General features: G+C 29.8%; 27 protein-coding genes and 1 CRISPR repeat array. Of the genes, 1 reads left to right on the top strand and 26 read right to left on the bottom strand.

The window, feature by feature from the left end; genetic code table 11:
• The 16 genes from ACTG48_RS12510 to ACTG48_RS12585 form a co-directional block, all read right to left on the bottom strand.
• Entirely contained in the window at positions 1-192 is a 192-nt protein-coding gene (locus ACTG48_RS12510) for a hypothetical protein (protein WP_479917001.1), read from the bottom strand.
• A 34-nt stretch (positions 193-226) separates the two neighbouring features.
• Entirely contained in the window at positions 227-397 is a 171-nt protein-coding gene (locus tag ACTG48_RS12515) for a hypothetical protein (RefSeq protein WP_479917002.1), read from the bottom strand.
• 12 nt (positions 398-409) lie between these two features.
• Entirely contained in the window at positions 410-757 is a 348-nt protein-coding gene (locus ACTG48_RS12520; protein WP_479917003.1) for a hypothetical protein, read from the bottom strand.
• A gap of 16 nt (positions 758-773) precedes the next feature.
• Entirely contained in the window at positions 774-2,366 is a 1,593-nt protein-coding gene (locus ACTG48_RS12525) for a glycine rich domain-containing protein (RefSeq protein WP_479917004.1), read from the bottom strand.
• Positions 2,367-2,380: 14 nt separating this feature from the next.
• Entirely contained in the window at positions 2,381-3,403 is a 1,023-nt protein-coding gene (locus ACTG48_RS12530) for a phage tail protein (protein WP_479917005.1), read from the bottom strand.
• A 15-nt stretch (positions 3,404-3,418) separates the two neighbouring features.
• Positions 3,419-4,036 carry a YmfQ family protein gene (locus ACTG48_RS12535; protein ID WP_479917006.1) on the bottom strand — a complete coding sequence of 206 codons (618 nt, stop codon included), beginning with the start codon at positions 4,034-4,036 and terminating at the stop codon, positions 3,419-3,421.
• Positions 4,029-5,075, bottom strand: a complete 1,047-nt coding sequence (locus ACTG48_RS12540) for a baseplate J/gp47 family protein (RefSeq protein WP_479917007.1) — start codon at positions 5,073-5,075, stop codon at positions 4,029-4,031. Before ACTG48_RS12540 ends, ACTG48_RS12535 begins: the two co-directional genes overlap by 8 nt.
• Positions 5,075-5,494, bottom strand: a complete 420-nt coding sequence (locus ACTG48_RS12545; RefSeq protein WP_479917008.1) for a DUF2634 domain-containing protein — start codon at positions 5,492-5,494, stop codon at positions 5,075-5,077. Before ACTG48_RS12545 ends, ACTG48_RS12540 begins: the two co-directional genes overlap by 1 nt.
• A gap of 4 nt (positions 5,495-5,498) precedes the next feature.
• Entirely contained in the window at positions 5,499-5,759 is a 261-nt protein-coding gene (locus tag ACTG48_RS12550; protein ID WP_479917009.1) for a DUF2577 domain-containing protein, read from the bottom strand.
• A gap of 13 nt (positions 5,760-5,772) precedes the next feature.
• Positions 5,773-7,731: a C40 family peptidase gene (locus ACTG48_RS12555; protein ID WP_479917010.1), complete on the bottom strand. Its 1,959-nt coding sequence runs from the start codon at positions 7,729-7,731 to the stop codon at positions 5,773-5,775.
• Positions 7,724-8,413 carry a LysM peptidoglycan-binding domain-containing protein gene (locus ACTG48_RS12560; RefSeq protein ID WP_479917011.1) on the bottom strand — a complete coding sequence of 230 codons (690 nt, stop codon included), beginning with the start codon at positions 8,411-8,413 and terminating at the stop codon, positions 7,724-7,726. Before ACTG48_RS12560 ends, ACTG48_RS12555 begins: the two co-directional genes overlap by 8 nt.
• A gap of 17 nt (positions 8,414-8,430) precedes the next feature.
• Positions 8,431-10,842, bottom strand: coding sequence for a tape measure protein (locus ACTG48_RS12565; protein ID WP_479918795.1), 2,412 nt, complete (start codon positions 10,840-10,842; stop codon positions 8,431-8,433).
• A gap of 82 nt (positions 10,843-10,924) precedes the next feature.
• Positions 10,925-11,452 (bottom strand): zinc-ribbon domain-containing protein, encoded by a 528-nt coding sequence (locus ACTG48_RS12570; protein WP_479917012.1) that lies wholly within the window; start codon positions 11,450-11,452, stop codon positions 10,925-10,927.
• 578 nt (positions 11,453-12,030) lie between these two features.
• Positions 12,031-12,186, bottom strand: coding sequence for a hypothetical protein (locus tag ACTG48_RS12575; protein WP_479917013.1), 156 nt, complete (start codon positions 12,184-12,186; stop codon positions 12,031-12,033).
• A 584-nt stretch (positions 12,187-12,770) separates the two neighbouring features.
• On the bottom strand, positions 12,771-12,947 hold the full coding sequence (locus tag ACTG48_RS12580) for a hypothetical protein (RefSeq protein ID WP_479917014.1): 177 nt from the start codon (positions 12,945-12,947) through the stop codon (positions 12,771-12,773).
• A gap of 32 nt (positions 12,948-12,979) precedes the next feature.
• Positions 12,980-13,765, bottom strand: a complete 786-nt coding sequence (locus ACTG48_RS12585) for an ORF6N domain-containing protein (protein WP_479917015.1) — start codon at positions 13,763-13,765, stop codon at positions 12,980-12,982.
• Positions 13,766-14,008: 243 nt separating this feature from the next.
• Here ACTG48_RS12585 and ACTG48_RS12590 point away from each other — a divergent pair, with 243 nt between their 5' ends.
• Positions 14,009-14,212, top strand: a complete 204-nt coding sequence (locus tag ACTG48_RS12590; RefSeq protein ID WP_479917016.1) for a helix-turn-helix domain-containing protein — start codon at positions 14,009-14,011, stop codon at positions 14,210-14,212.
• Positions 14,213-14,320: 108 nt separating this feature from the next.
• Positions 14,321-15,267: direct repeats of the CRISPR family, unit length 29 nt; unit sequence CTTTACATACCACATAGTTAATATAAAAC.
• A 73-nt stretch (positions 15,268-15,340) separates the two neighbouring features.
• On the opposite strand, the gene ACTG48_RS12595 is transcribed toward ACTG48_RS12590, so the two are convergent.
• From ACTG48_RS12595 to ACTG48_RS12640, 10 genes are all read right to left on the bottom strand, one after another.
• Complete coding sequence (locus ACTG48_RS12595) at positions 15,341-15,499, bottom strand: hypothetical protein (RefSeq protein WP_227851781.1); 159 nt, start codon at positions 15,497-15,499, stop codon at positions 15,341-15,343.
• A gap of 54 nt (positions 15,500-15,553) precedes the next feature.
• Positions 15,554-16,372, bottom strand: a complete 819-nt coding sequence (locus ACTG48_RS12600) for a BRO-N domain-containing protein (RefSeq protein WP_479917017.1) — start codon at positions 16,370-16,372, stop codon at positions 15,554-15,556.
• A 120-nt stretch (positions 16,373-16,492) separates the two neighbouring features.
• Positions 16,493-16,675: a hypothetical protein gene (locus ACTG48_RS12605; RefSeq protein ID WP_479917018.1), complete on the bottom strand. Its 183-nt coding sequence runs from the start codon at positions 16,673-16,675 to the stop codon at positions 16,493-16,495.
• A 177-nt stretch (positions 16,676-16,852) separates the two neighbouring features.
• Complete coding sequence (locus ACTG48_RS12610) at positions 16,853-17,482, bottom strand: hypothetical protein (protein WP_479917019.1); 630 nt, start codon at positions 17,480-17,482, stop codon at positions 16,853-16,855.
• Between the two features lie 197 nt (positions 17,483-17,679).
• Positions 17,680-18,528 (bottom strand): SHOCT domain-containing protein, encoded by an 849-nt coding sequence (locus ACTG48_RS12615; RefSeq protein WP_479917020.1) that lies wholly within the window; start codon positions 18,526-18,528, stop codon positions 17,680-17,682.
• A gap of 271 nt (positions 18,529-18,799) precedes the next feature.
• Positions 18,800-18,958 carry a type I toxin-antitoxin system toxin gene (locus ACTG48_RS12620; protein WP_021369367.1) on the bottom strand — a complete coding sequence of 53 codons (159 nt, stop codon included), beginning with the start codon at positions 18,956-18,958 and terminating at the stop codon, positions 18,800-18,802.
• A gap of 274 nt (positions 18,959-19,232) precedes the next feature.
• Positions 19,233-19,556, bottom strand: coding sequence for a DUF6054 family protein (locus ACTG48_RS12625; RefSeq protein ID WP_479917021.1), 324 nt, complete (start codon positions 19,554-19,556; stop codon positions 19,233-19,235).
• A gap of 57 nt (positions 19,557-19,613) precedes the next feature.
• On the bottom strand, positions 19,614-19,865 hold the full coding sequence (locus ACTG48_RS12630) for a hypothetical protein (RefSeq protein WP_479917022.1): 252 nt from the start codon (positions 19,863-19,865) through the stop codon (positions 19,614-19,616).
• A 347-nt stretch (positions 19,866-20,212) separates the two neighbouring features.
• Positions 20,213-20,653, bottom strand: coding sequence for a phage tail assembly chaperone (locus ACTG48_RS12635; RefSeq protein WP_479917023.1), 441 nt, complete (start codon positions 20,651-20,653; stop codon positions 20,213-20,215).
• Between the two features lie 69 nt (positions 20,654-20,722).
• On the bottom strand, positions 20,723-21,199 hold the full coding sequence (locus ACTG48_RS12640; RefSeq protein ID WP_479917024.1) for a phage tail tube protein: 477 nt from the start codon (positions 21,197-21,199) through the stop codon (positions 20,723-20,725).
• Between the last annotated feature and the right edge of the window lie 20 nt (positions 21,200-21,219).

Consider the following 21,219-nt stretch of genomic DNA (forward strand, 5'->3'; position numbering starts at 1 on the left):
TTATATCATATCTATTAAATTATTCACTATAGTAATTCCTTTCGCTTTCTGCCCATTTACTTCTGTTGACAATTCCTTCAATGCTCCTTCTACATTGTCACTTTCAAAATTATTATTTGCATCTTCTATAGTTACTTTCTTTGCTTCTAAAACAAGATTTCTAACTTTATTAACTAACTCTTTGAAAGTCAATTAAATCACCTCTTTCCAATGAAAAAAGAACCTCCTATACTGTTGGTTCTACTGGTGTTTCTTCTTTATTTAATAAACCTGTTAACTCTAAATATTGTTCCTCTTCAATCCTGTTTACTGCATAGAATACATCCATTTTATGTTGTAAATCTTCCTTAGTGCTATAGTTCTTTTGTTCTATCATTAATTTTAATAAGTTATACATGTTAATTTCCTCCTATAAATTGTTATTTAATTTTATATTTTCTACTTCAAATGCTGTATTTACTATCTCACTATCTCTATTTTTATTTTCTTCTTTTAACATACTTAATTCTTTTTCTAATGCTTGTAATCTCTTTTGTTCATCTGTTAAAATGACTGGTATATCTTTTATATTTAGTTCTTTTGTGACTGGATTTATAGACTCTATATACTGTTTACTATAGTCTATACTTCCAAATTCAACATCTAAGTAATGTAGTTCTGTTATTGCGTCATGTTCTGATACATCTCCTGTTGCTTCACCTGTTTGTAAGAGTATTTTACCATCTTGATTAAAAATAATTCTATTTGTTCTATTCATTTTATCACCTCATTTTTTATTCAAAAGCATACCATGTAAACCCTTCATTACCAGAACTACCTATTGTAAGAATAGGTAAGACTATTTTTTCATCACTATATTTAATTTGACCTGCATCTAAAAGAAAATTTCTGCCTTCATTACTAGTTGTAAATGCAGGAACTAAATATTCATTTTTTTTATATATAACATTTGAAGAATAATTGAAACTACTTATATCGTTTCCAATTACTATTACTAATGTTGGTTCAAATGCTAGATTGATTATTTCTGTACTATACATTTTTTCAGTCTCACTGCTTTTGTATTTTTTAAAGTCAATAAGTCTTGTTAACATAGAAGAAGTACCTTTTGCCCATCTTTTTCTTTGACTTAATTGATTGTTCAACTCTGTTATCCTATTTTGCAACTCCTCAACACTAGAATCTGTACTGTCAAAAGAAGTCTTTATTTTCTCTGATAACTCAACAAGTGTATTATTTAGACTTGCCTCTATATTCTTTAATGCTAAAGTATTTATAATACTTGTTTTCCCAGTTTTAAAACCCGAATTAACTTCAACAATTTTGGATGCTATATCATTTAAATTAACATTTTCGGGCAATGGCATTATATTCTTACTTATACTTAATACTTTCTCTACTGTAGCATTTGCACTGTCTGTAACTACTATTTTAAGTGTGTGTAGTGCATTATCTTCTAATGTATAGTTAATTGTTTTCTCTGTTGTTAAATCTTCTGTTATAGTTTCTTTTAATACATCATCTATAAATATTTCTATTTTAGTTAATAATGCAGGGTCTGTGTGGTCTGCTTTAAACGTTGCAGTAGTTGAGTTATAAGCTGATACATTTAAAAAAGGTAATGTTTGGAGTAATGTTATTTTGGCTTTACCATTGACTCCACTATTACCCGCTGATGTTTTACCTGCTGTTGTACTAGCATTTTCTAGCCAATATTCAGAAGTTGGTGTATATCCAGTAGGTTTATAACTGTTTTTAGTTAGAACATATCCACTACCTCCTCCGCCATTGCAGTGAGAATAGTAGCAACCTGAACCACCAAACCATCCACCACCACCTCCTGCATGATTAGAAGAACAACCACCTTTTCCAAAGAAGCCATCATTTTTGCCATCATTTTCTAAACCTCTACCTCCATCATATTGAGTTGCTCCAACAGCACTTCCATCAGAAGTAATACTATTTTCTCCTTTTAATCCACCTCCATTACCACCTCCAAAACCTGCATGACCACCACCGCCTCCTCCTGCTACAATTATACGTGAAAATAAACCTTGTTCACTGTCCCACGCTCCTCCAACAAGTCTTATATCAGTAGCTCCTCCTCCAGTACTAACACCATAACCACCTCCATTAAATGCATAGTTAGTAGAAGAAGTATCTAAACCTAGTTGACCAACATAAACATATAAAAGAGTCTCTTTTCTTAGTATAAGTTCACCAACAGAGTATCCTCCACCCGAATGAGAAGTAGCACTATGCGTTTCTCCACCACATGCCCCCCAACATTCTAATTTGTATCTACCAGCTTTTAGAGTAATAGGTTGTGGTTCTGCTTTAAAATTAAAATTCCATTCTGTAACCATTTCATCACTCTCCTTTAACAATAAGTTATCAACTCATTTACACTCGTTGCAATATTAGATAAATTTCCATTCAATTTTTCTTCTATATTAGCCAATATATCTTCAATCTTTTTAGATGAATAAGCAGTCATTTCAGACACTCTGTTATCATCAATATTCACATTAATTAAACTAGTTTGTGCATTTCCATTTATCAAATATACGAATGTCCTATTATTTTCAGTACTTCTGACGATTATATTATTATCTTTTACTGTCGCATCAGGGACAAGTGTATCTCCGTTTTCATTGTATATAGATATTAATATTCTTTCAGTCAAAAGTGGATTTTCTATAGTTGCTTCATACATATTAGTTTCACTATTTAAAACCCAATCAGCCACTTCTATGATATGTGTATGAGATACATTCACACCACCTGCGATAATATTATCAATTTTGATATTTTGTTTCTCGTTTTCTGTGTCAATTCTAGTGTTTAACTCTGTCTTAGCAGTTTCTATATTACTTGTTAACTCTGTTTTAGTTGTATCTATTTTAGTGTCAATAGCATCTATTTTAGCCTCTAAATCTTGTAAATCTTTTAATGTAGCAAAAATTATTGTAGGGTCAATTTTAAGCTCTATATTATTAACATTAGATACAACAAAAATAGTTTTTACCTTCATGTCAATAACTGCTCCATCTTCTAATTTAGGCTTGTATGCTGACCTATATTTTGATATAGCAAGTAAATTACCCTCTGTATCTAAATAACCTATCTCTCTAACTACAAAGCCTCCAACACTCGCAGGAATAAGACTTTCTAAAAGTAAACAATTAGACATAGCTTTATCAGTTGTGACATTTCCTACTTTACCTTCCCAAACCACATTTTTGAGTACTGTTTGTTCTTCTGTTGGATTATATTCACTTCCTGCACCATCTCCAAGTTGAATCTTAGCAAAGTCAACTTTTTCTCCTACAATACTTGCATTTGCTATTTTAGCTTTACCTATGTTTGTTAATATCGTGTAATAACTTTTATCTGTAGCCAAACTACCACCTCCTATCTAATAAATCGTAATCTCTTGGTATCCAAATCCATTACCACTAATTATATTAATTTCCCCTTGAGTTTCAATATCTGAAGGTGACCAAGGGTAAATTGTAATCTCATGTCCTGTAATAGTTGTCGCTCCAAAGTACAGACTATTATCTTTACTAACCAAAACTCTAGTATAATCTAAAGTTAGGTTACAAGGTTTAATGTTACTTACAAATGTATGAACTTCCTCAAACCAATCTTGATTTCTTGCATCACTTTCAAGATGTATGTTATAAGCGGCATTATTTATAGTTAATTCATAGTTTCCTTCTCCAACAATTGAATCTAACCAGTTTCTTAAAAATCGTTCTGAATAAGGTAATTTACTTATATATTTACTAAAAATCCTAAATCGTCTATCTTCCAAACTCTCGTTACTTTTTGGAACTATAGACATTATTTTTTCCCATCTTTTTATACCAGTTATAGTTAAATCCTCTAAAAACTGGTCATTTAAGACATCATCTAATTTATCATGTAGTATCTTTATTTCTTTGTTATCTGCATTAAATGCTTTTATATATTCTTCTTTATCTTGTAAAATCTGCGGCAAGTAACTTATTAGATTTATCTCTTTATCCAACTACCTCACCTCTCGTTACTATGCTATTACTATCTATTGTTAGATTAGATTTTGCATCATTTATCATTGTGTTTGCAATGTCTAATACTCCATCAATACTTAGCAATCTAGTTTCAATTTGAGATATACGAACTATTAAGTTTTCTTCATCTTCCCAACTCATATTTAACTCATTTAAATAGTCGTCTATTGTTTCTTCTGCTATAGTCTTTATATTCTCCCAAGCGTAGCCACTCTTATATGTTATCTCTGCTGATATATTTATAGTTGTACTTGTAACTCCTTCTATAGTCACTCTATGACCTATTGGTGCTAATCCGAGACCTTCTCCTTTCATATTTGGGTCAATTTCTTCTTGTACTAGATTAACTAAATCAGTGCTTGGTACTTTGAAATTAGAGTTAATTATTACTAACTTAACAGTTCCTCCACCATTCCAAGTTGGATAAACTTTAACTCCCCCAACGTCAGGCAATTTATTAACTTCATCCTTATAATTCTGTATATTACCACCGAAACTTTGTGAGTTTAAACTATCATAGTATCTTTGTCTTAAACTGTCCTCAGATTCTTCATCCTCTCCATTTATCAATATTTCTGTTAGTTCTGCTGTTTCTAATTTATCTATATATTCAATTGTAATCAACTGACCAAGTTCAAATACAGGTCCAGCAGTTTCACATTTCATTTTATATACTCCTTCACTAATTCTCTCTGTTGCAATATAATTGTATTCTCCTAGATTAAAACGTGAATCTAATGGAATGTCTATATTAAAGACTCCTTTTGCAATTGTATTAGTAGCTTCAAGTGGTGTAATTCCTCTTTCTTTACATCTTTTCTCTAAATAATAGTAACTGGCAGTATCAACAAAAGTTTGGTCTAGTAATTCATCCATAGCAATGTATGTTTCTGTAAGTTCTATAGCAACTGGTGCCAAGGCATTATATATTATAGAACCCTCTCGTTTGTCAAACGTGTCAGGTACACTATCTAACATTCTTTTAATTATATTTTCAAATGTCATAAGTTCAAACACTAAATACTCACCACCTTCTCTGCTTTGATATTTCCATATTTGGTATGGACAATAAATTTACACTGGACCTTTCCTTTTTGATTTTCAAACTCAAAATTATCTACATTTTCAATCCTATCATCCTGCATTAATGCTTCTGTTATCCTTCTTTCAAGTTCGGGTATTACATATGAGACAGGTTCTCCAATAAGGTCGTTCAACTCGACTCCATAATTCCAACTATATATTAGATGTTGGTATCTCTCTGTATTTAAAATTAAAAAGATGGTCTGTTTTAATGCTTCCACATCATCACAAATACCATCTACTTTATTTCTCTCTATATGAAGTTTAAAAGTCTTACTTGGTTCTTGCCTTACATTAAAATTTATAATTGATACATCTTCAATATCATAGTCAATAGTGTCTGTTGGTATCACTTCATCACATCCTATCTAAAATTAAATACTGTTGTCCTCCTTGCATACGAATTAGAACTAATTTATCTCCTATCTTTTTATCTGTATATCTTTTAAATGTATCTGTTTGTATTAAAAAAAATTCACCAATAGATAATTTTTGTTCTATTTTAATTTTTAAAGGACTTACACTTTCTATTGTTCCAAATACAACCCTAATCGGATTACTTGTCTCTACTGCATCCATTGCTGCTTTTTTAATTATTTGTAATAAATCTTGGCTCATATTATCACCTCATTTATATAAATCTTCTCACATGTGTATATCCTTTGCCACTTCTATACGAATCAATAGACTGTATTTTTACTACATCTCCAGTCTGTGGTGAATGAATCATTTGACCATTTCCAAGATACATCATTACGTGATTACTACTACCTCCACCAACTCTACATAGTAAATCTCCTGCTTTCCATTTACTCCTATCTTTTAAATCTACTGCACTACCTGCTTTACTTTGCGTTGCAACAGTCCGAGGAATTTTTATACCTATTTGTTTATAACACCATTGAGTGAATCCAGAGCAATCAAAAGTGTTAGGTCCTTCTGCTCCTCGAGCATAGTTACAACCTAATTTACTTTTTGCTACACTAATTAGTTTATCTGCTTTAAAGCTATTGTTTGTAGGTGTATTAGCATTGTTATTATTTTGAACTTTATAAGTTGTATCTTTTAAATTCTTTTCTGCTTCTTCATTACTTCCAACTCCTGTACCTGAATTATTAGGACTATAGGTACTTCCTGTTATTTGTTTATAGAACTTGCTTACTCCTGGTACCCAATCTTTATTAAGAGGGCTATCATAAAGAGGTGCATATTTGTCTCTAATACGCTCTAATGTTTTTCTTCCTGTATGAATATAGTTTCTTGATAAATTGCTAATACCTCTTTTTATCCCTTCATCTACAGAAGAAAAAGACATACCTTTCATTCCAAAGAAATTGTTTTTATTTTTACAAAGCGAGGAACTACCATTACCAGTTTCATGTATAGAAATAGCAGCCATTAAAGCTGCATTGACTTTGTAAGCATTAGAATATTTAACAAATATATTTCCTGTATTTGATAATTTTCCTTTAAATACTTTATTCAATTTATTTATCATATCATTGTCTTCTTTGCTTGTAGTACTCTGTGCAGGACCATTTTTCTTTTCATCTTTATTGTTAGTGTTTCCACTACTGTAGCTTGATGAAGAATAAGAAGCGAACTCGTCTCCATCAACTAAAGTTAAATCCATGAAATGTGAATTATTTTCAAAAGTATGTTTAACTTTCTCAACTAACATATAATTTTTTAACTCTATATCTCCCAAATCTAAAAAAACAGGTACTAAACAACCTGCTCTTACTCTAATATCTCCTAAAACATTTTTTAAACTTAATGACTTAGTTTTCTTATTATATAGTTTTAAAAGTATATCACATTTTTGTTTTATTTCTGCTTCACTCATGTTCTTGTCTACTGTATCAAACATTTGAAGTATTCCCCAACTCCTCATATGCGTAGAATCTTGTGCAATATAAACATCTCTTTTTCCTGTCTCCTCGTTGTCTCTTACTAATTTTATTTTTGTATAAGTATCACTATCTATTGATGAATTATAGTCAAAATCTTCTATTACATTATTATTCATAACAGTATCTAATTTCATTGATGCAACATTTTTTAAAGTTATTCTTCCAAAATCATCATATAAAACATACATTTCTTTTTTCTCTCTTAGAGTATCATCTAGTGCAGTTAAAACCATATCAAAGAGTGTTTTATTTTCTTCAACTCTCGATATTTTATATTTTGTATCTTCTATGATATTATATTTCAACTTAAAATCTTTAGCTAACATCTTTACAAGTTCACTTGCAGTATTGTTCTCAAGAACATAAGTATCTTTATTTTTAAAAAATCTTAATTGGTCATAAGCAACTATCTTGATATGATTTTCTTTATCTCTTTTCTTCTGAAATATATATCCATAGAATATACCTACACCCTTGTAATATAATCTTACTGAGTTACCTTCGCAAAACTCTAATATCTTATCCATAACTATTGTAAATTCAAGTTTAGACGGTGTTCCTCGTCTCTCAATTTCCCATGTGATTCCATCTAAAACTACAGGCTCATAGAAATCTTCTAAGTGAGCTATTACTAGTCTTATATCTCTATCATTTGCTAATACTAATTCATTAGACAAGTTTTAACACCTGCCCTTTATAGATTGTATACTTAGATAGATTCTTACCCTTATTTGCTTTATCCATCATAGTTTTATTTAGTTCATATACCTTTTTATATAAAGAACCATTACCAAGTTGTTTCTGACAAATTGACCAAAGGCTATCCCCTGCTTTTACTGTATATGTTTTAGCATTTGGTGCATTGACTGAATCAACTCGTTTTGGCTCTATTTTTACATTAGGTCTACCTGTCTCGTTTTTAGGTGCAGCAGGAACTAATTTTTTAGTTGAGTAATCTCTATATTGTTTCAATTTTATTGCAACTTTTGTATCTGAACCATTTTCTGCATCTTCTACTATGTTATATTCCTCCAAAGATACTTTCATATTAGTGTTAAATAGTACTTTCCCACCCTTTTCCCTTGAAACAATAAATTGAAATGGCTTACAATCAGTTTTTAAAAGTTCTAGTTTACTTAAAAAGAATTGAACATCCCTAAAAGTCCCTCTGTAAAACGGTAGTTTATTATGTGTAAATTCTGCTTCGAAACTTATTTCAGATAGCCCTTCTTTTTTTAATATATTTACTTCACCCATATTAATTAGGTCAACTGTCTTATTTTTATTTGTTACTTTAATCTCTAATTTTGCAGGAGGTATTGGTAATTGTACTCCATCTAAATAAAAGTCATAAGCCACAGCTACACACCTCCTTCCTAAACTATACCTTCTGCTGATACAACCATAGCGTCATTCAGTTTCTCAGTTAAGACATTAACTATACCGTCAACATCTGTATCACTATTTATGTTGTTTGTATTGTTCATGTCAATTTTAATATTTACTCCTGTGTACCTATTGATTACTTCCTGTTCTGCAATATCTCTAAGATATTTAAGGTCTTCTTGACTTTTATCCATTGTTTTTGCCATTTTTGCAGTGTTTCCTGCTGTGTCCTTTGCTCCTTTGGCGGCATCCCCAAGTGGAGAATTAAGCCCTGCTGAACCAATTCCATCACCAAGTCCGTATTTTTTATCCCATAAGTCGTCTAATCCTAATTTTTTCTTTGCATCTTCCAACATCTTATTTATATCAAAAGTATCTTTAAATTTATCAGTTATAGCATTTTGCCACTTAGTTCCAAGTGCATTTCCTTTCTCAAATGCTGCTCCAATATCCTTATAGCCCATTCTCTCTAGTGTCACTTTTTCTGGTGCATCTCCTACCCATTTGTTTAAATCTGCAATTTGTTTTTTGATTGTGCTATTATCTGCCTTGACTGGTGTGAATGTTGCTTCTCCTACTTTCCCAATGTCCACTCCAGGAATTTTGTTTAGTAAATCAACAAGCTTATTTACTCCTCTGATTGCTATATTTGCCCCGTCTATGAAGGCTTTTCCAAGTGCATTTCCAGCACTATTCACAGAGTCATTCAATGCTGCCATTTTTTCTATTATAAAGATTACACCCTTTGCAATAGCTTGTTTCATAAAATACACACACTGATTCCATCCATTTGCAATTCCTTCATTTATAGCTATGCAACCATTTAGTAGCCATATCATTACGTTTTGTATTGCTGCTACTGCTGAAAATACAGCACCTACAATTACTCCTAACACAGTCAAAGACGTACCTGCAAATTTATTTATTGCTGCTACTGCAACAAAAACTACTACTACAAATGCTATAATACCTGCTATTATCCAAAAAATTGGACAAGATAATAATGCTGCATTAAATCCCCATTGTGCTGCTGTTGCTTGTGCTGTTACCAAAGCTTCCATGGTTTGCGCAGATATTTTTCCGAATATCGCAAATTCTTGTGCTGCTAAAGCTGCACAAGCTTTATATGCAGCTACTGCATACAATGAATTTACAAAAGATGCTACCGTAGTGGCAATTGTACTTGCAAGTAATACTCCTTTATATATCGCAATTGCTGCTATCACCCCATATATAACAGGTGCAACCATGCTCCAATTTTGGGCAAACACATTAGCAACATTTAGTGCTGCATTAGTAATTCCTCCAAGACCTTTAATTATCAATACAGCTCCTAATGTAAATCCTTGCACCAAGTTTGAGAAGAATTCACTATTTAAAATGTTTTTTATAATATTCAGTGTATCGTAAATATTCGAAGATATTGCAATCATAACATTCCGCATAGATACAACAATCTCACTAAATCTAACACTTTGTAATGCTCCACTTATCTTCCCGAGAGTCTCAGAAAAAATCATATAAGCGTCGTTTTTCATCATAATAAGTGCTTGACTGAAGGTTATTGGCATACTTTCGAATTTCTTTTCTATTTCAGCACTTGCTTTAAACAAAGCATTTCTCACTACATCTGCCGTTATAGCTCCTGTCCGAGATAAATCTTTTAATGCTTCTTTACCTTTACCCATAGATTCAGCTATTTTAGTAGCTAGAAGTGGAGCATTTTCCATAATAGACCTAAACTCGTCTCCTTGAAGCTTACCAGCTGCCATTGCTTGTGTAAGCTGATACATTGCAGCACTTGCTTCTGATGCTGATGTTCCTCCAATTACAAATGATTTATTCATTAACTCTGCAAACTTTACAACTTCTGCACTACTTCCAAACGCTTCTCCTGCAAGTATCCCCAGTTTTGATACCTGTGCTGCTGTATCTGCATAACTTGCTCTAGCACTTTGAGCTGATAAATAAATCATCTTATTAAGTTGTTCTGTTGTCTGTAATCCGTCATTCATTAGATTTAAACGTGCTTTTGTACTTGCAATTGTATCTGCTGCTTTTGTAATACTTTCTATTCCTTTTATTCCAATGTACATACCTGCGATATTTTTAAGCCTAGAAACCAATACAGAACTTGCTTCACTTCCTCGTTTTATACTATTGTTAAAATTTTCTTGTTCATTTGTATTTTTTCCAATTTTCTGTTCTATCCTTGTGAGAATACTTTCTATATTGTTTAAACTCTGCTGAGATGTCTGTATCCCGCCTGTGTTGAGTGGATTATTCAATCTCCCTTGTAGTCTTTCTAGACTATTAATTGTCGTATTAATAGATGTAGTCATATTACGAAAAGCGGGTGTCATTCCATCAAATATTTTTATAGAAGTTTGTATTGTTGCCACTTTCTCACCTTCTTTCATGCCACAATAAAAGCACTTGCCTATTTTCAAGCAAGTGCTTATAAATTTATATTTAGTCATTTATTTACGCCCAGAACTGTTTCCCACAATTTAAACAAGTAACTCTAACTTTCTTTGCACCTAAGTTGCCTGCCATTAAACCAAGTCCTCCTACAACAGTTGCTCCAGCTACAGCTTTTCCTATACCAAACCCCTTTTTATGAGCAGATAATGAAACAGAACCACATTTGGGGCAACGTGCTACATTATCATTCTCAAATTCATTAAATTTTTTATAGTTATCTTCCCTTAATTCGTCTTTTTCTTCTTCAATATTTATTTTTTCACTTAACTCTTTTAATTCTTTAAAAGCTGGATATATAATATTTTTACACTCTTTTATGTCTAGCTCTAGTAGCCTCATTACAACATCAATTGCTAAAATTTTATCTCCTTTAGTTTCTTTATAAATATTAGTCAGATTTAATTCTTTTCCATGAATATTTATAAAGAAATCATCATTGTTAACTGTATTTACTAATACAGGCGTTCCGCAGTTTGAACAAAATTTTCCTGCACCAGTTATCTCATAACCACAGTTTGAACAAAACATAACAAATCCCCCTAGTACAATAATTTTATAAGATTATTATACTATATAAGTAAAATTTTTACATTATTATCACATCCTTTCAATTAAAAAACACCTACCTGAGTAAGTGTTTTTCATTATTTTTAATTTTGAGTCCACATAGTTAATATAAAATGAGTGACATACCTAAGTTGTGATAAACAGTTTTAGGCATTTACATACCACTTAGTTAATATAATTATCAGCAGAAGCGACATGGAGACAAGTTGCAGCTCAATAATTTACATACCACTTAGTTAATATAAAATTGGGTTAATTGATTTATTTAGTAGTCCAGCATTTCACTTTACATACCACTTAGTTAATATAAAATTTGATACTGTATTTGGTTCAAATTTAGCAGATGCAGTAAGCTTTACATACCACTTAGTTAATATAAAACTTGGACTTCAATTAAAAATAATGCAATTATAATATTCTTTACATACCACATAGTTAATATAAAATTTTATCATCGCCAACCTCGCATTTGTACTGGTCATTCTTTACATACCACATAGTTAATATAAAATTATACTAATGTCTAGCAAAGAAGAATGTTATAAATTCTTTACATACCACATAGTTAATATAAAATGAATAGGAAAAGCAGTAGTAGGAGCAAGTCTAGCTGGCTTTACATACCACATAGTTAATATAAAATGTGTAGTTGAAGATAGAGAATCAGACATGTTTTCTAACTTTACATACCACATAGTTAATATAAAATGTTCAAATGGAGCTACTTTGTCGGCAACAATAGCTACTCTTTACATACCACATAGTTAATATAAAATACGATTAGCAATGATAAATGATGGTCAATTATCTGACTTTACATACCACATAGTTAATATAAAATTTGTTTATAGCAGTAGCAGTTTACAATCATTTTGCCTTTACATACCACATAGTTAATATAAAATGCAGAGCTAATGTGACATTATGTGCGACTATGATTACTTTACATACCACATAGTTAATATAAAATTGTGATGATTGTTGGAATTAGTTTAATTGCACAAGGTACTTTACATACCACATAGTTAATATAAAATCCCAAAATAAACTTAGCATTTTCAATACCTACACATATACAACTCTCTCAAATTTGCAGTGAACCATGAGTAGTGCAATTGATAACACTTATCAAACCTTCTCGATGCCTTATATTTCAACTGTTAAAGCATACTTGAGTAGAAAAATCGCTTACTGCAAAACTCTTTCCTATATTATACCATTTTTTAACAGACAAAGCACTTGAAACAATAGAATATCCAAGTGCTTTATCCATATTATTTTACTTATTTTTTCTCTCTTCTTGTTCTCTAAGAATACCTCTCAATATCTCTGCATATTCTTGAAATTTTTCTTCACTATTTTGTTTTAGTTCATATAACGCATTAGCAAACTTCACAAAATACTCTACATCTTCATCAGTTTTTAAATTGTACTCCTTAAGTAAATTCTCACGCATTTTATTAATCCCCCTCAAAACTAAACTAAAATCTAATTATTTTTATACAATATATAGTAGTTTTTCTTGTCTCCTTTGATTGAGATAGGATTATTATTTTCTTTCAACCACACTTTGACCTTTTCTGTAACCTTATTAGAATATTTTGTTACAGTACCAGTCCAATTGCCATTCGTTTCTAATACTGTTTTCATTTCATCTTCTTTAATATCAAGCTTTCTTATAATTTGCTTAACTGCCATAAATGCTGGTTTATTAGACATTGTGTAAAGTCCTAATTTTTTTGCAATCTGCTTTGTATCATAAAAATGTTCCTTTTCTTCAATTTCAAGTGGGATATCAACTCCTGCTTTTTTGAAAAATGTTTTAGCAACAAGAAATTGCATACTTTTATCAATTTTTAAATCTTCAAAGATTGGAGTTATCAATTTAATTGACTCATTTACTGCTTCTAATGTTTTTATTTCTTCTCTTACTCTGAAATAACTATTTACTAATTGTCTTTGTACCTTCCATGCTAAGTCGTCTGTAAAAGATTTTACTAACATTAGATAACCCGTTTCAGTTAATAAGATTAATTCTCTTGCATTACTGCCAACGAAATTCGTTGTCTGTTTAATTGTTGATAATTCTTTTCCTTCTAAATAAAAATAGTCCTCATCTTTTATAAAGTGTTTCTTATTCTCTCTAAAATTTCTACCTGCTGTTCCTTCTACTCTTTCATGTACTTTGTCAATTTCTTTAAATGTCACAACTCTTTGATTATTAAACTCTTTAACTTGCAACTCTTGATTGTTAATTAATACTAAATTGTTCATAAAAACACACTCCTTAATTGATTTTTTTTAAGGAATGGCATATACTATAATTAATGCATATGTAGTATATGTCAATAAGAGTTACTCAAACTTGGTAGGGGCGAGTGGCTCTTATTTTTTATTCCTTAAGTATATTATATCGTATACATTATATAATGTCAACATTACATAATTATATTATTTGCATATTATATATTGCAAACATTATATAGCCAGTGTATAATATACTTAAGAGGTGAAAAAATGTATTTTAATATTGATAAATTGCTTGAATCAAGAGGCAAAACTAGATATTGGTTAGCTAAAGAAGTAGGTATAGCTTATCCTAACATGATGAAATTAGCTAACAATGAAACAAGTTCTATAAAATTAGATTTATTCGAAAAGCTTTGTCTTGTTCTTGAATGTACACCTAATGAACTTGTTACTTTATCTAACAAAGAATAACAAAAGCACCTACTATTTAAGTAAGTGCTTTCTTTTTCTATTTAGTTTTTCTCCACATAGTTAATATAAAATGCTAGGATTAAAAGACTTATGGGATAAAAATAAGTACTTTACATACCACTTAGTTAATATAAAATGATGAAACTAACTTTTTGGTAACTGCAACAAATATTACTTTACATACCACATAGTTAATATAAAACAATGCACCAAGCACAGACATAATAACAATTAATTCTCCTTTACATACCACATAGTTAATATAAAACCCCAGCATCAATGAGGAAGGAAATATAATTGTTCCACCCTTTACATACCACATAGTTAATATAAAACTAACCCTAGCACAAAGCTTTGCAACAGCTTTATTGAACTTTACATACCACATAGTTAATATAAAACACCTCAGTTGGAGCAGGATATAAAAAGTGCTAAAAACTTTACATACCACATAGTTAATATAAAACGAATAAAATATACACCTAGTGAAGTAGCTGTTTATATCTTTACATACCACATAGTTAATATAAAACTTTATGGAAAATGTGGGAAATCAAGTTGCTAAGTATCTTTACATACCACTTAGTTAATATAAAACTTATGTCAGAAGCTGATAAAAGAGCATATGAAAGTCAATTTATATACCACTTAGTTAATATAAAATAATAGTTATGGAAAGTTTAATAGTAAAAGAATTTAACTTTACATACCACATAGTTAATATAAAACTAAAGAAAGTAATAATATTACTATAAATATAAACTTCTTTACATACCACATAGCTAATATAAAACCTTATATATTCCACCTCTGCCTTACAAAGATGATACCTTTACATACCACATAGTTAATATAAAATTAAGTTGTTTACTAAGTTTTATGTTATAATAGTTGTGCTTTACATACCACATAGTTAATATAAAATTTCCTATTCGATAGCACTTTTGCACTAAGCATTCATCTTTACATACCACTTAGTTAATATAAAACGGTATAAAATCGGCTGGAAAAGACATTAATATATGTATTTACATACCACTTAGTTAATATAACTCTCTATTTCCATTATACCATTTTTTAACATATAAAGCACTTGAAACAACATAATATCCAAGTGCTTTATCTATGTTATTTATTCTCTTTCTCTTCTGATTTCCTACCTTCTTCTTTCACTAAATTTACAAATCTATAAAATCTTTCTGGATTTTCATTTTTCATCTTTTCAAAGATACTTCCAAGTTCTTTAATAAGTTCTATCCTATCCATATCAAGTAAATTCTCATACATTGCATTAATCCCCCTCAAAACTAAACTAAAATAAATTATTTAATACAATAGAATTTACTCAATTTTGTATACCACATGATAATTCTTCTTCTCACCTTGTATCTTAGCAGGCTTACTATTTTCCTCTATCCAACACTTAACCTTATCTATTACACTTTCTGTATACTTATTTACAGTACCAGTCCAAGAACCATTTGTTTCCCAAACTCCTTTTACTTCACTATCTTCTAAATCAATCTTTTTAATGATTTCACAAACAGCCATCTGTGCTGGTTTATTACTCTTAGAATATATTTTTAGTTTAGATGCAATCTGTTTTGTATCAAAGAAAGACTCATCTTCTTCAATTTCTATAGGTAAATCAATTCCTGCTTTTTTATATAATGTTTTAGCTGTTAGTAACTTAGATTTATTGTCAAAGCCTGCATTGTCTAGCAACTCTTTTAACATAGATGTACTATTATAAGCCAGTTGTAATTTTTCAATCTCACCTGCTTTTTCTCTCAACTTATCTGGATTAGCATTGTTAGTTATGTATGCACCATGTTGTCGAATCTGAGGTAATACTTCATCACTTATCCAGTCTTGAAACTTTTCTGCTTCTTCTTTCTGAGATTTAAATATTAACTTATATACTCCACTTTCAGTTAAAAAATTTTCACCTGTATTATGTAACTTTCTAAAGTTGTACTTAGCAACTTTAGAATTTGTAAGTTTTATCACTTGCTTATCATTCATTTTATTTATTGCTGTTTTTACTCCACTTTCAGTAAGTTCTAAGCATTCACCACAATCATATGGATTAAATAAAACTTGCCCATTATATTCAAATATCTCAATCTCTTTTCCTTCAAAATTCATTAATTCATTCATAGTAAATTCCTCCTTAAATTGATTTGAAAGAAGTACCTTACTATGATAGAATATATTTCATAGAAGGTAACTTCTTTGGGAAACAGTCGCAAGTGCTTTGGTCGGTGCAGCGGCTGTTTTTTATTTGTTTTTTTCAAGCTTCTCTTTCACCAATTCGATTCCTCTAATTACAACATCTGTTTTAGATATTTTAAGATTTTCAGCACATTCATTCAACACATCAGCTTGCTCTTGGTTAAGTCTAACTTCAAATCTCAGTTTTTTAGAGTCTTTTTTTGGTGGTCTGCCTAATTTACTGGACATCTAATCACCTCTCTTTTTATTGTCCGTACTCAAATTATATTATAGTACGTACAATAAATCAAGAGTTTTTACTAATTTTTTCTAATTATTTTACTCAACCGACCAATTTTGAGCAAAACAAAAGCACCTACCATAAAAGTAAGTGCCTAATTTTTGTTTCAAAACCACATTAAATCTTTATTCAAATTTTATTGTCCCTAACTCTATCCAGTTTTCTTTGTAAAGTTCTGGATATCTCTTTTTTGAATCTTCTTCAGATGCTCCATTGTCTCCATATTCCATTGCTTCTTCTAAATTCGTATAATTTGTTAAATTATATTTTAATACGATTTCTTTGACATTCATCTTCTTCTCAGTTAATATTTTAACTTGTGCATCAAATTTATCATGTGCTGGAACTTCTTTATTATCTAACTTATCAGTCACTTTTATATCTTTAATTTTTTTATCCCAATCTGTACCATCTGCATTCCATCCAGCTTCAAACAATTTTACAGGTTTGTCTGTTGTATTTTCTACACTTACATTTACAACTTTATATTCATAATCAGCAGCCTTTTTTGCATCTGACCCTACACCAAAATATTCTCCATTTTTATTAGGAGTTCCATCTTTATCATAATCGCCTTTCATTTCTTCTTTTGAAACACCTTTAACTGTAATTCTAATTCCATCTATTTCATTTGGATTAGACTTTTTTTCTATCTTAGGTACATCATCGTAGTCTTCTTCATCATCATTTGAGGAACATGCAACTACTCCTATACTTAGTAAACATAATATAATTAATAAAAAAAATCTTTTCATTTCCTAAATCCTCCATATTTTTTTATTTTATAATATATTTCAACATAAAATATGGGTTTACCTTTATTTTCATTAAATATCTAATTAATCATAATACATGTACTTAAATATATCTAATAGTACAATGTTAATATAATCTCCTCTACTTTATTGAATAACAAAAGCACCTACATGTTTGTAAGTGCTTACTATATTATCTATTCTAATAATTCCTTTTTCTTTTTATTATATTCTTCCTGTGTAATTGCACCTGAGTCTAACAACTCTTTTAGTTTCTTTATTCTATCTAGTGGGTCAATTCCACTACTTTGAATGTAATTATTGTAATTGTTTTTTTCTTGTTCTATTTTTTCTTGTTCTTGCTTCTCTTCTTGTTCAGTTTTAAGTTCAAATTCATTGAATTCTAAATTTTCAACATTATCTACATTATTTTGTATGTTTCTAAAATAATCAATATAAACAGAATTATATATACCACCATCATCTTTTGAATGAAATTCAAAGTTGGCCTTAGCTATTTTAATTTTTTTAAGAGCATTAGCAATTTCTTTTACAAACTTTTTACATTCTTCAGAATTGCTAAATTTTTCATTTTGCACAGTTAAATCAAAATACATACGATATCTTTTAAATTTTCCTACTTTTAATTCGTATTTCTTTCCCTTGTATTCTTGAGGTACTAAAGCCTCTAGCTTAACTTTTAAATCCTTTTCTGATATTTCCATTCCATGTTTTTCAATATATCTTTCTTTGTCTACTTCTTCTTGTATTCTTCTTCTTTCCATTTCCTTTTCTCTTTCTACAATTTCCCTTTGTACTTTAACAGTCTCAACTTTATTATCTGCTATCAAGGTTTTATCTTCCCACGTTGCACAAAGATAAATTGAATAAGTGAAAAAAAGAACTGACACAAAACCCATAACTATTTTCTTTTCTATAAAAGAATATATAATCAACAAAAAAGCTATCATAACTAAAATATATTGCATAGAAGAAATAGCTATTATAAGTAATGCTATTGTTATTATTGGTACTAATATCCACATTGTAAAATTCCCCCACAAATTACTCATCTCACTCAATATTATAGCATAATTTGGCAAAACAAAAGCACCTACCATTTAAGTAAGTGCTTTCTTATTTACAATTTTTACAATTAGATTTATTCATTAATTTAGATTCATTATCATTGTTTATAAAAATTAACATTAATTATTGTCAGTTTTGACAATAATTAATGTTAAAATTTTTTTATTGTGGTATAATAAAAGCAAGAAGAACTACAATCTATTTGAAACTAGAGTGAAGTTCTAAAAATTAATGTTTATTTCTTTTAAACTTGATTGTAAGTTTAAAGTCAAAGTCACTCTTAGTCGTGTTTGAGTGGCTTTTTACTTTTTTAAATAACTTACTAGTTAAGTAAACTATTAAACTGGCAACTAAACTTGCTAGTACGCCCTGTAAAAAATTATCCATGTATATTCACCTCCCTTATCAATGTTGGGAGGATAATTTTTTGGTACATGAACTCCACTCTATAAATTGTAGGTTGCATCTTCTTGCTATAATCATTATAACATATAATTCTTACATATTTTTCCTATATATTACTTTTTATTTTATTTTCTATTTTTTCAATAAAAAGCACCTACTTCAAAAATAAGTGCTTTCTGTGTTTATTTAGTTTTAATGATTAATTAATATGTTAGTACGAATTCCATACCAACCTAAAAGTATCTACATAAAACAGTTAAATAATATAATCAATAAGTATTTTTTGTATTCTTTTAATCAAATTATCACCTGTTCCCCAATCAATCTGAAATAACCCAATCGCACTACCAGTTGAGGTGATTTTAACAAGTGTTTTTCCTGTAATATTTTCACAAATCACTACCAAACCTGCGTCACTATTGCTTCTTGCATAGTATTTTTCAAAGATTGTAACTATTATAGACTTATCATTTTTCAAATTATAAATATCGACAGAAACTAAATCTGCATCAAAATTTTCTTTTATAATATTGTGAGCTTCTAATGGTGTCATTTTTACAGTAAATACTTCTTTTGCCATATCATTCATCACATCCTAAATAAAGATTAATTTTTATCTTAATGAAAATGCACTCTTTTAATCTTTTTTAATATTTCTATCAAATAGTATTCCTATTCCTCCTAATAAAGCTAATATAGAACCAACATTTCTATATTGTGAAATAGATTGTTCTAAATAAATATCATATTTACTAGCATCCACTATTACACCATTTTGATTAATAAGATAATCTGCACTAATTTGACCTAAGCCTATGCAACAAAATAGAACTATCATTCCAATTGCAAAAGCAAATATACATATTGTTTTTAAAGTCTTTTTCTCCATAGCCACACCCCTCATAATTTAGATTTATTTGTTGTTTTTTACTTGGTGATATATTATCTACATTATACTATACAACATACATATCCATCTATTTCCAAAATTGTAACATTTTCATATATTAGTATGTGACTATGCCAATTTAATCTTTAAGTTCTATCTTCTTCTACCTCTCTTTTTCTCTCTTTCAGCTTCTTTCATTGCTTCTTCTTCATCTTCTATTTTAACAAGTATTGAGGCGGCTGCTAATGCTCTCTCATTAACTTCTAAATTCAAGTATTCACTAGGTTTCCACTTTAATTTTTGAATACAATAATGAGTTATGCTAGCATCAAAATCGCCACCTCTGATTAGTTTTTTGCTTCTTCTACTTTATCTTCAAAAGTTGTATCAAATCCATTAACCTCATTCACTTTTACAGTGTAATTTACATATTCTCCTGCTGTAAGCATTGTTTTTAATAACTGAGCTTCTCCCATTACTCCATAACTATTTTGTAACTCAACGTCTTTCAAATCGGGAAATACAGTAGATGCCACACATAATTCAGCTACATAACTGTTGTAGTCAATTTCACTAGTGTATTGACCTGTGTGTTTCCCATTATTGCCAATCACTTTCACTCTTTTGGTACAATTTCTTCTTAATACTTCATCTTCCTCAGAAGATAAAACTCTTAATTCCCATTCGACTGGTTTTCTTTCTTCATCTAAAAATCTATCACTTGCCACATACATTACATTCTCATTTTTTATTGCATTTTGACTTAAAAAAGCACTTAAATTACTCATTTCTTAATTCTCCTTTTTATTTTAATTTTTACATAAAAAACACACATCTATAATTTATAAATGTGTATTCTATATCATACCTAATAAAATTTTAAATTCTTCTGGCATATCCCAATCATCAAAAGTAAAATCTATATCCTCATCTAAATATTCACTATCTGCATCAAATTTAGCCAATGTGACCTCATCTATATTGCAATCTTTTAATATAATGGTCTGTCTACCTGCAGCAGATGTAGGGTCTTCATTAGTAATTTGCATGTCGAAATATATATCTTCTCCAGTTTCTTTATATCTCAACATAAGTTTTCTAAAGATAGAAGTATTGTAATGAGTAGTTGCACTTCCTGTTCCTTCCCATCCAGTTGTTTTGTTCCCTTTTCCTGTTTGACCTAAAATTGGTATCTTACTTTTATTCTTTTTAAACTTAGCTTCTACCTTTACACACTGCATAAGAAAATATCTTTTTCCTTCTATGGTAACATAACATTCTGCCAAAGATGCACTTATTGCATCTTTTGACTTCATAGTAATATTTTTAGCCATTTTAACACTCTCCTTTCTAG

The organism is Clostridioides sp. LIBA-6822, assembly GCF_056688955.1.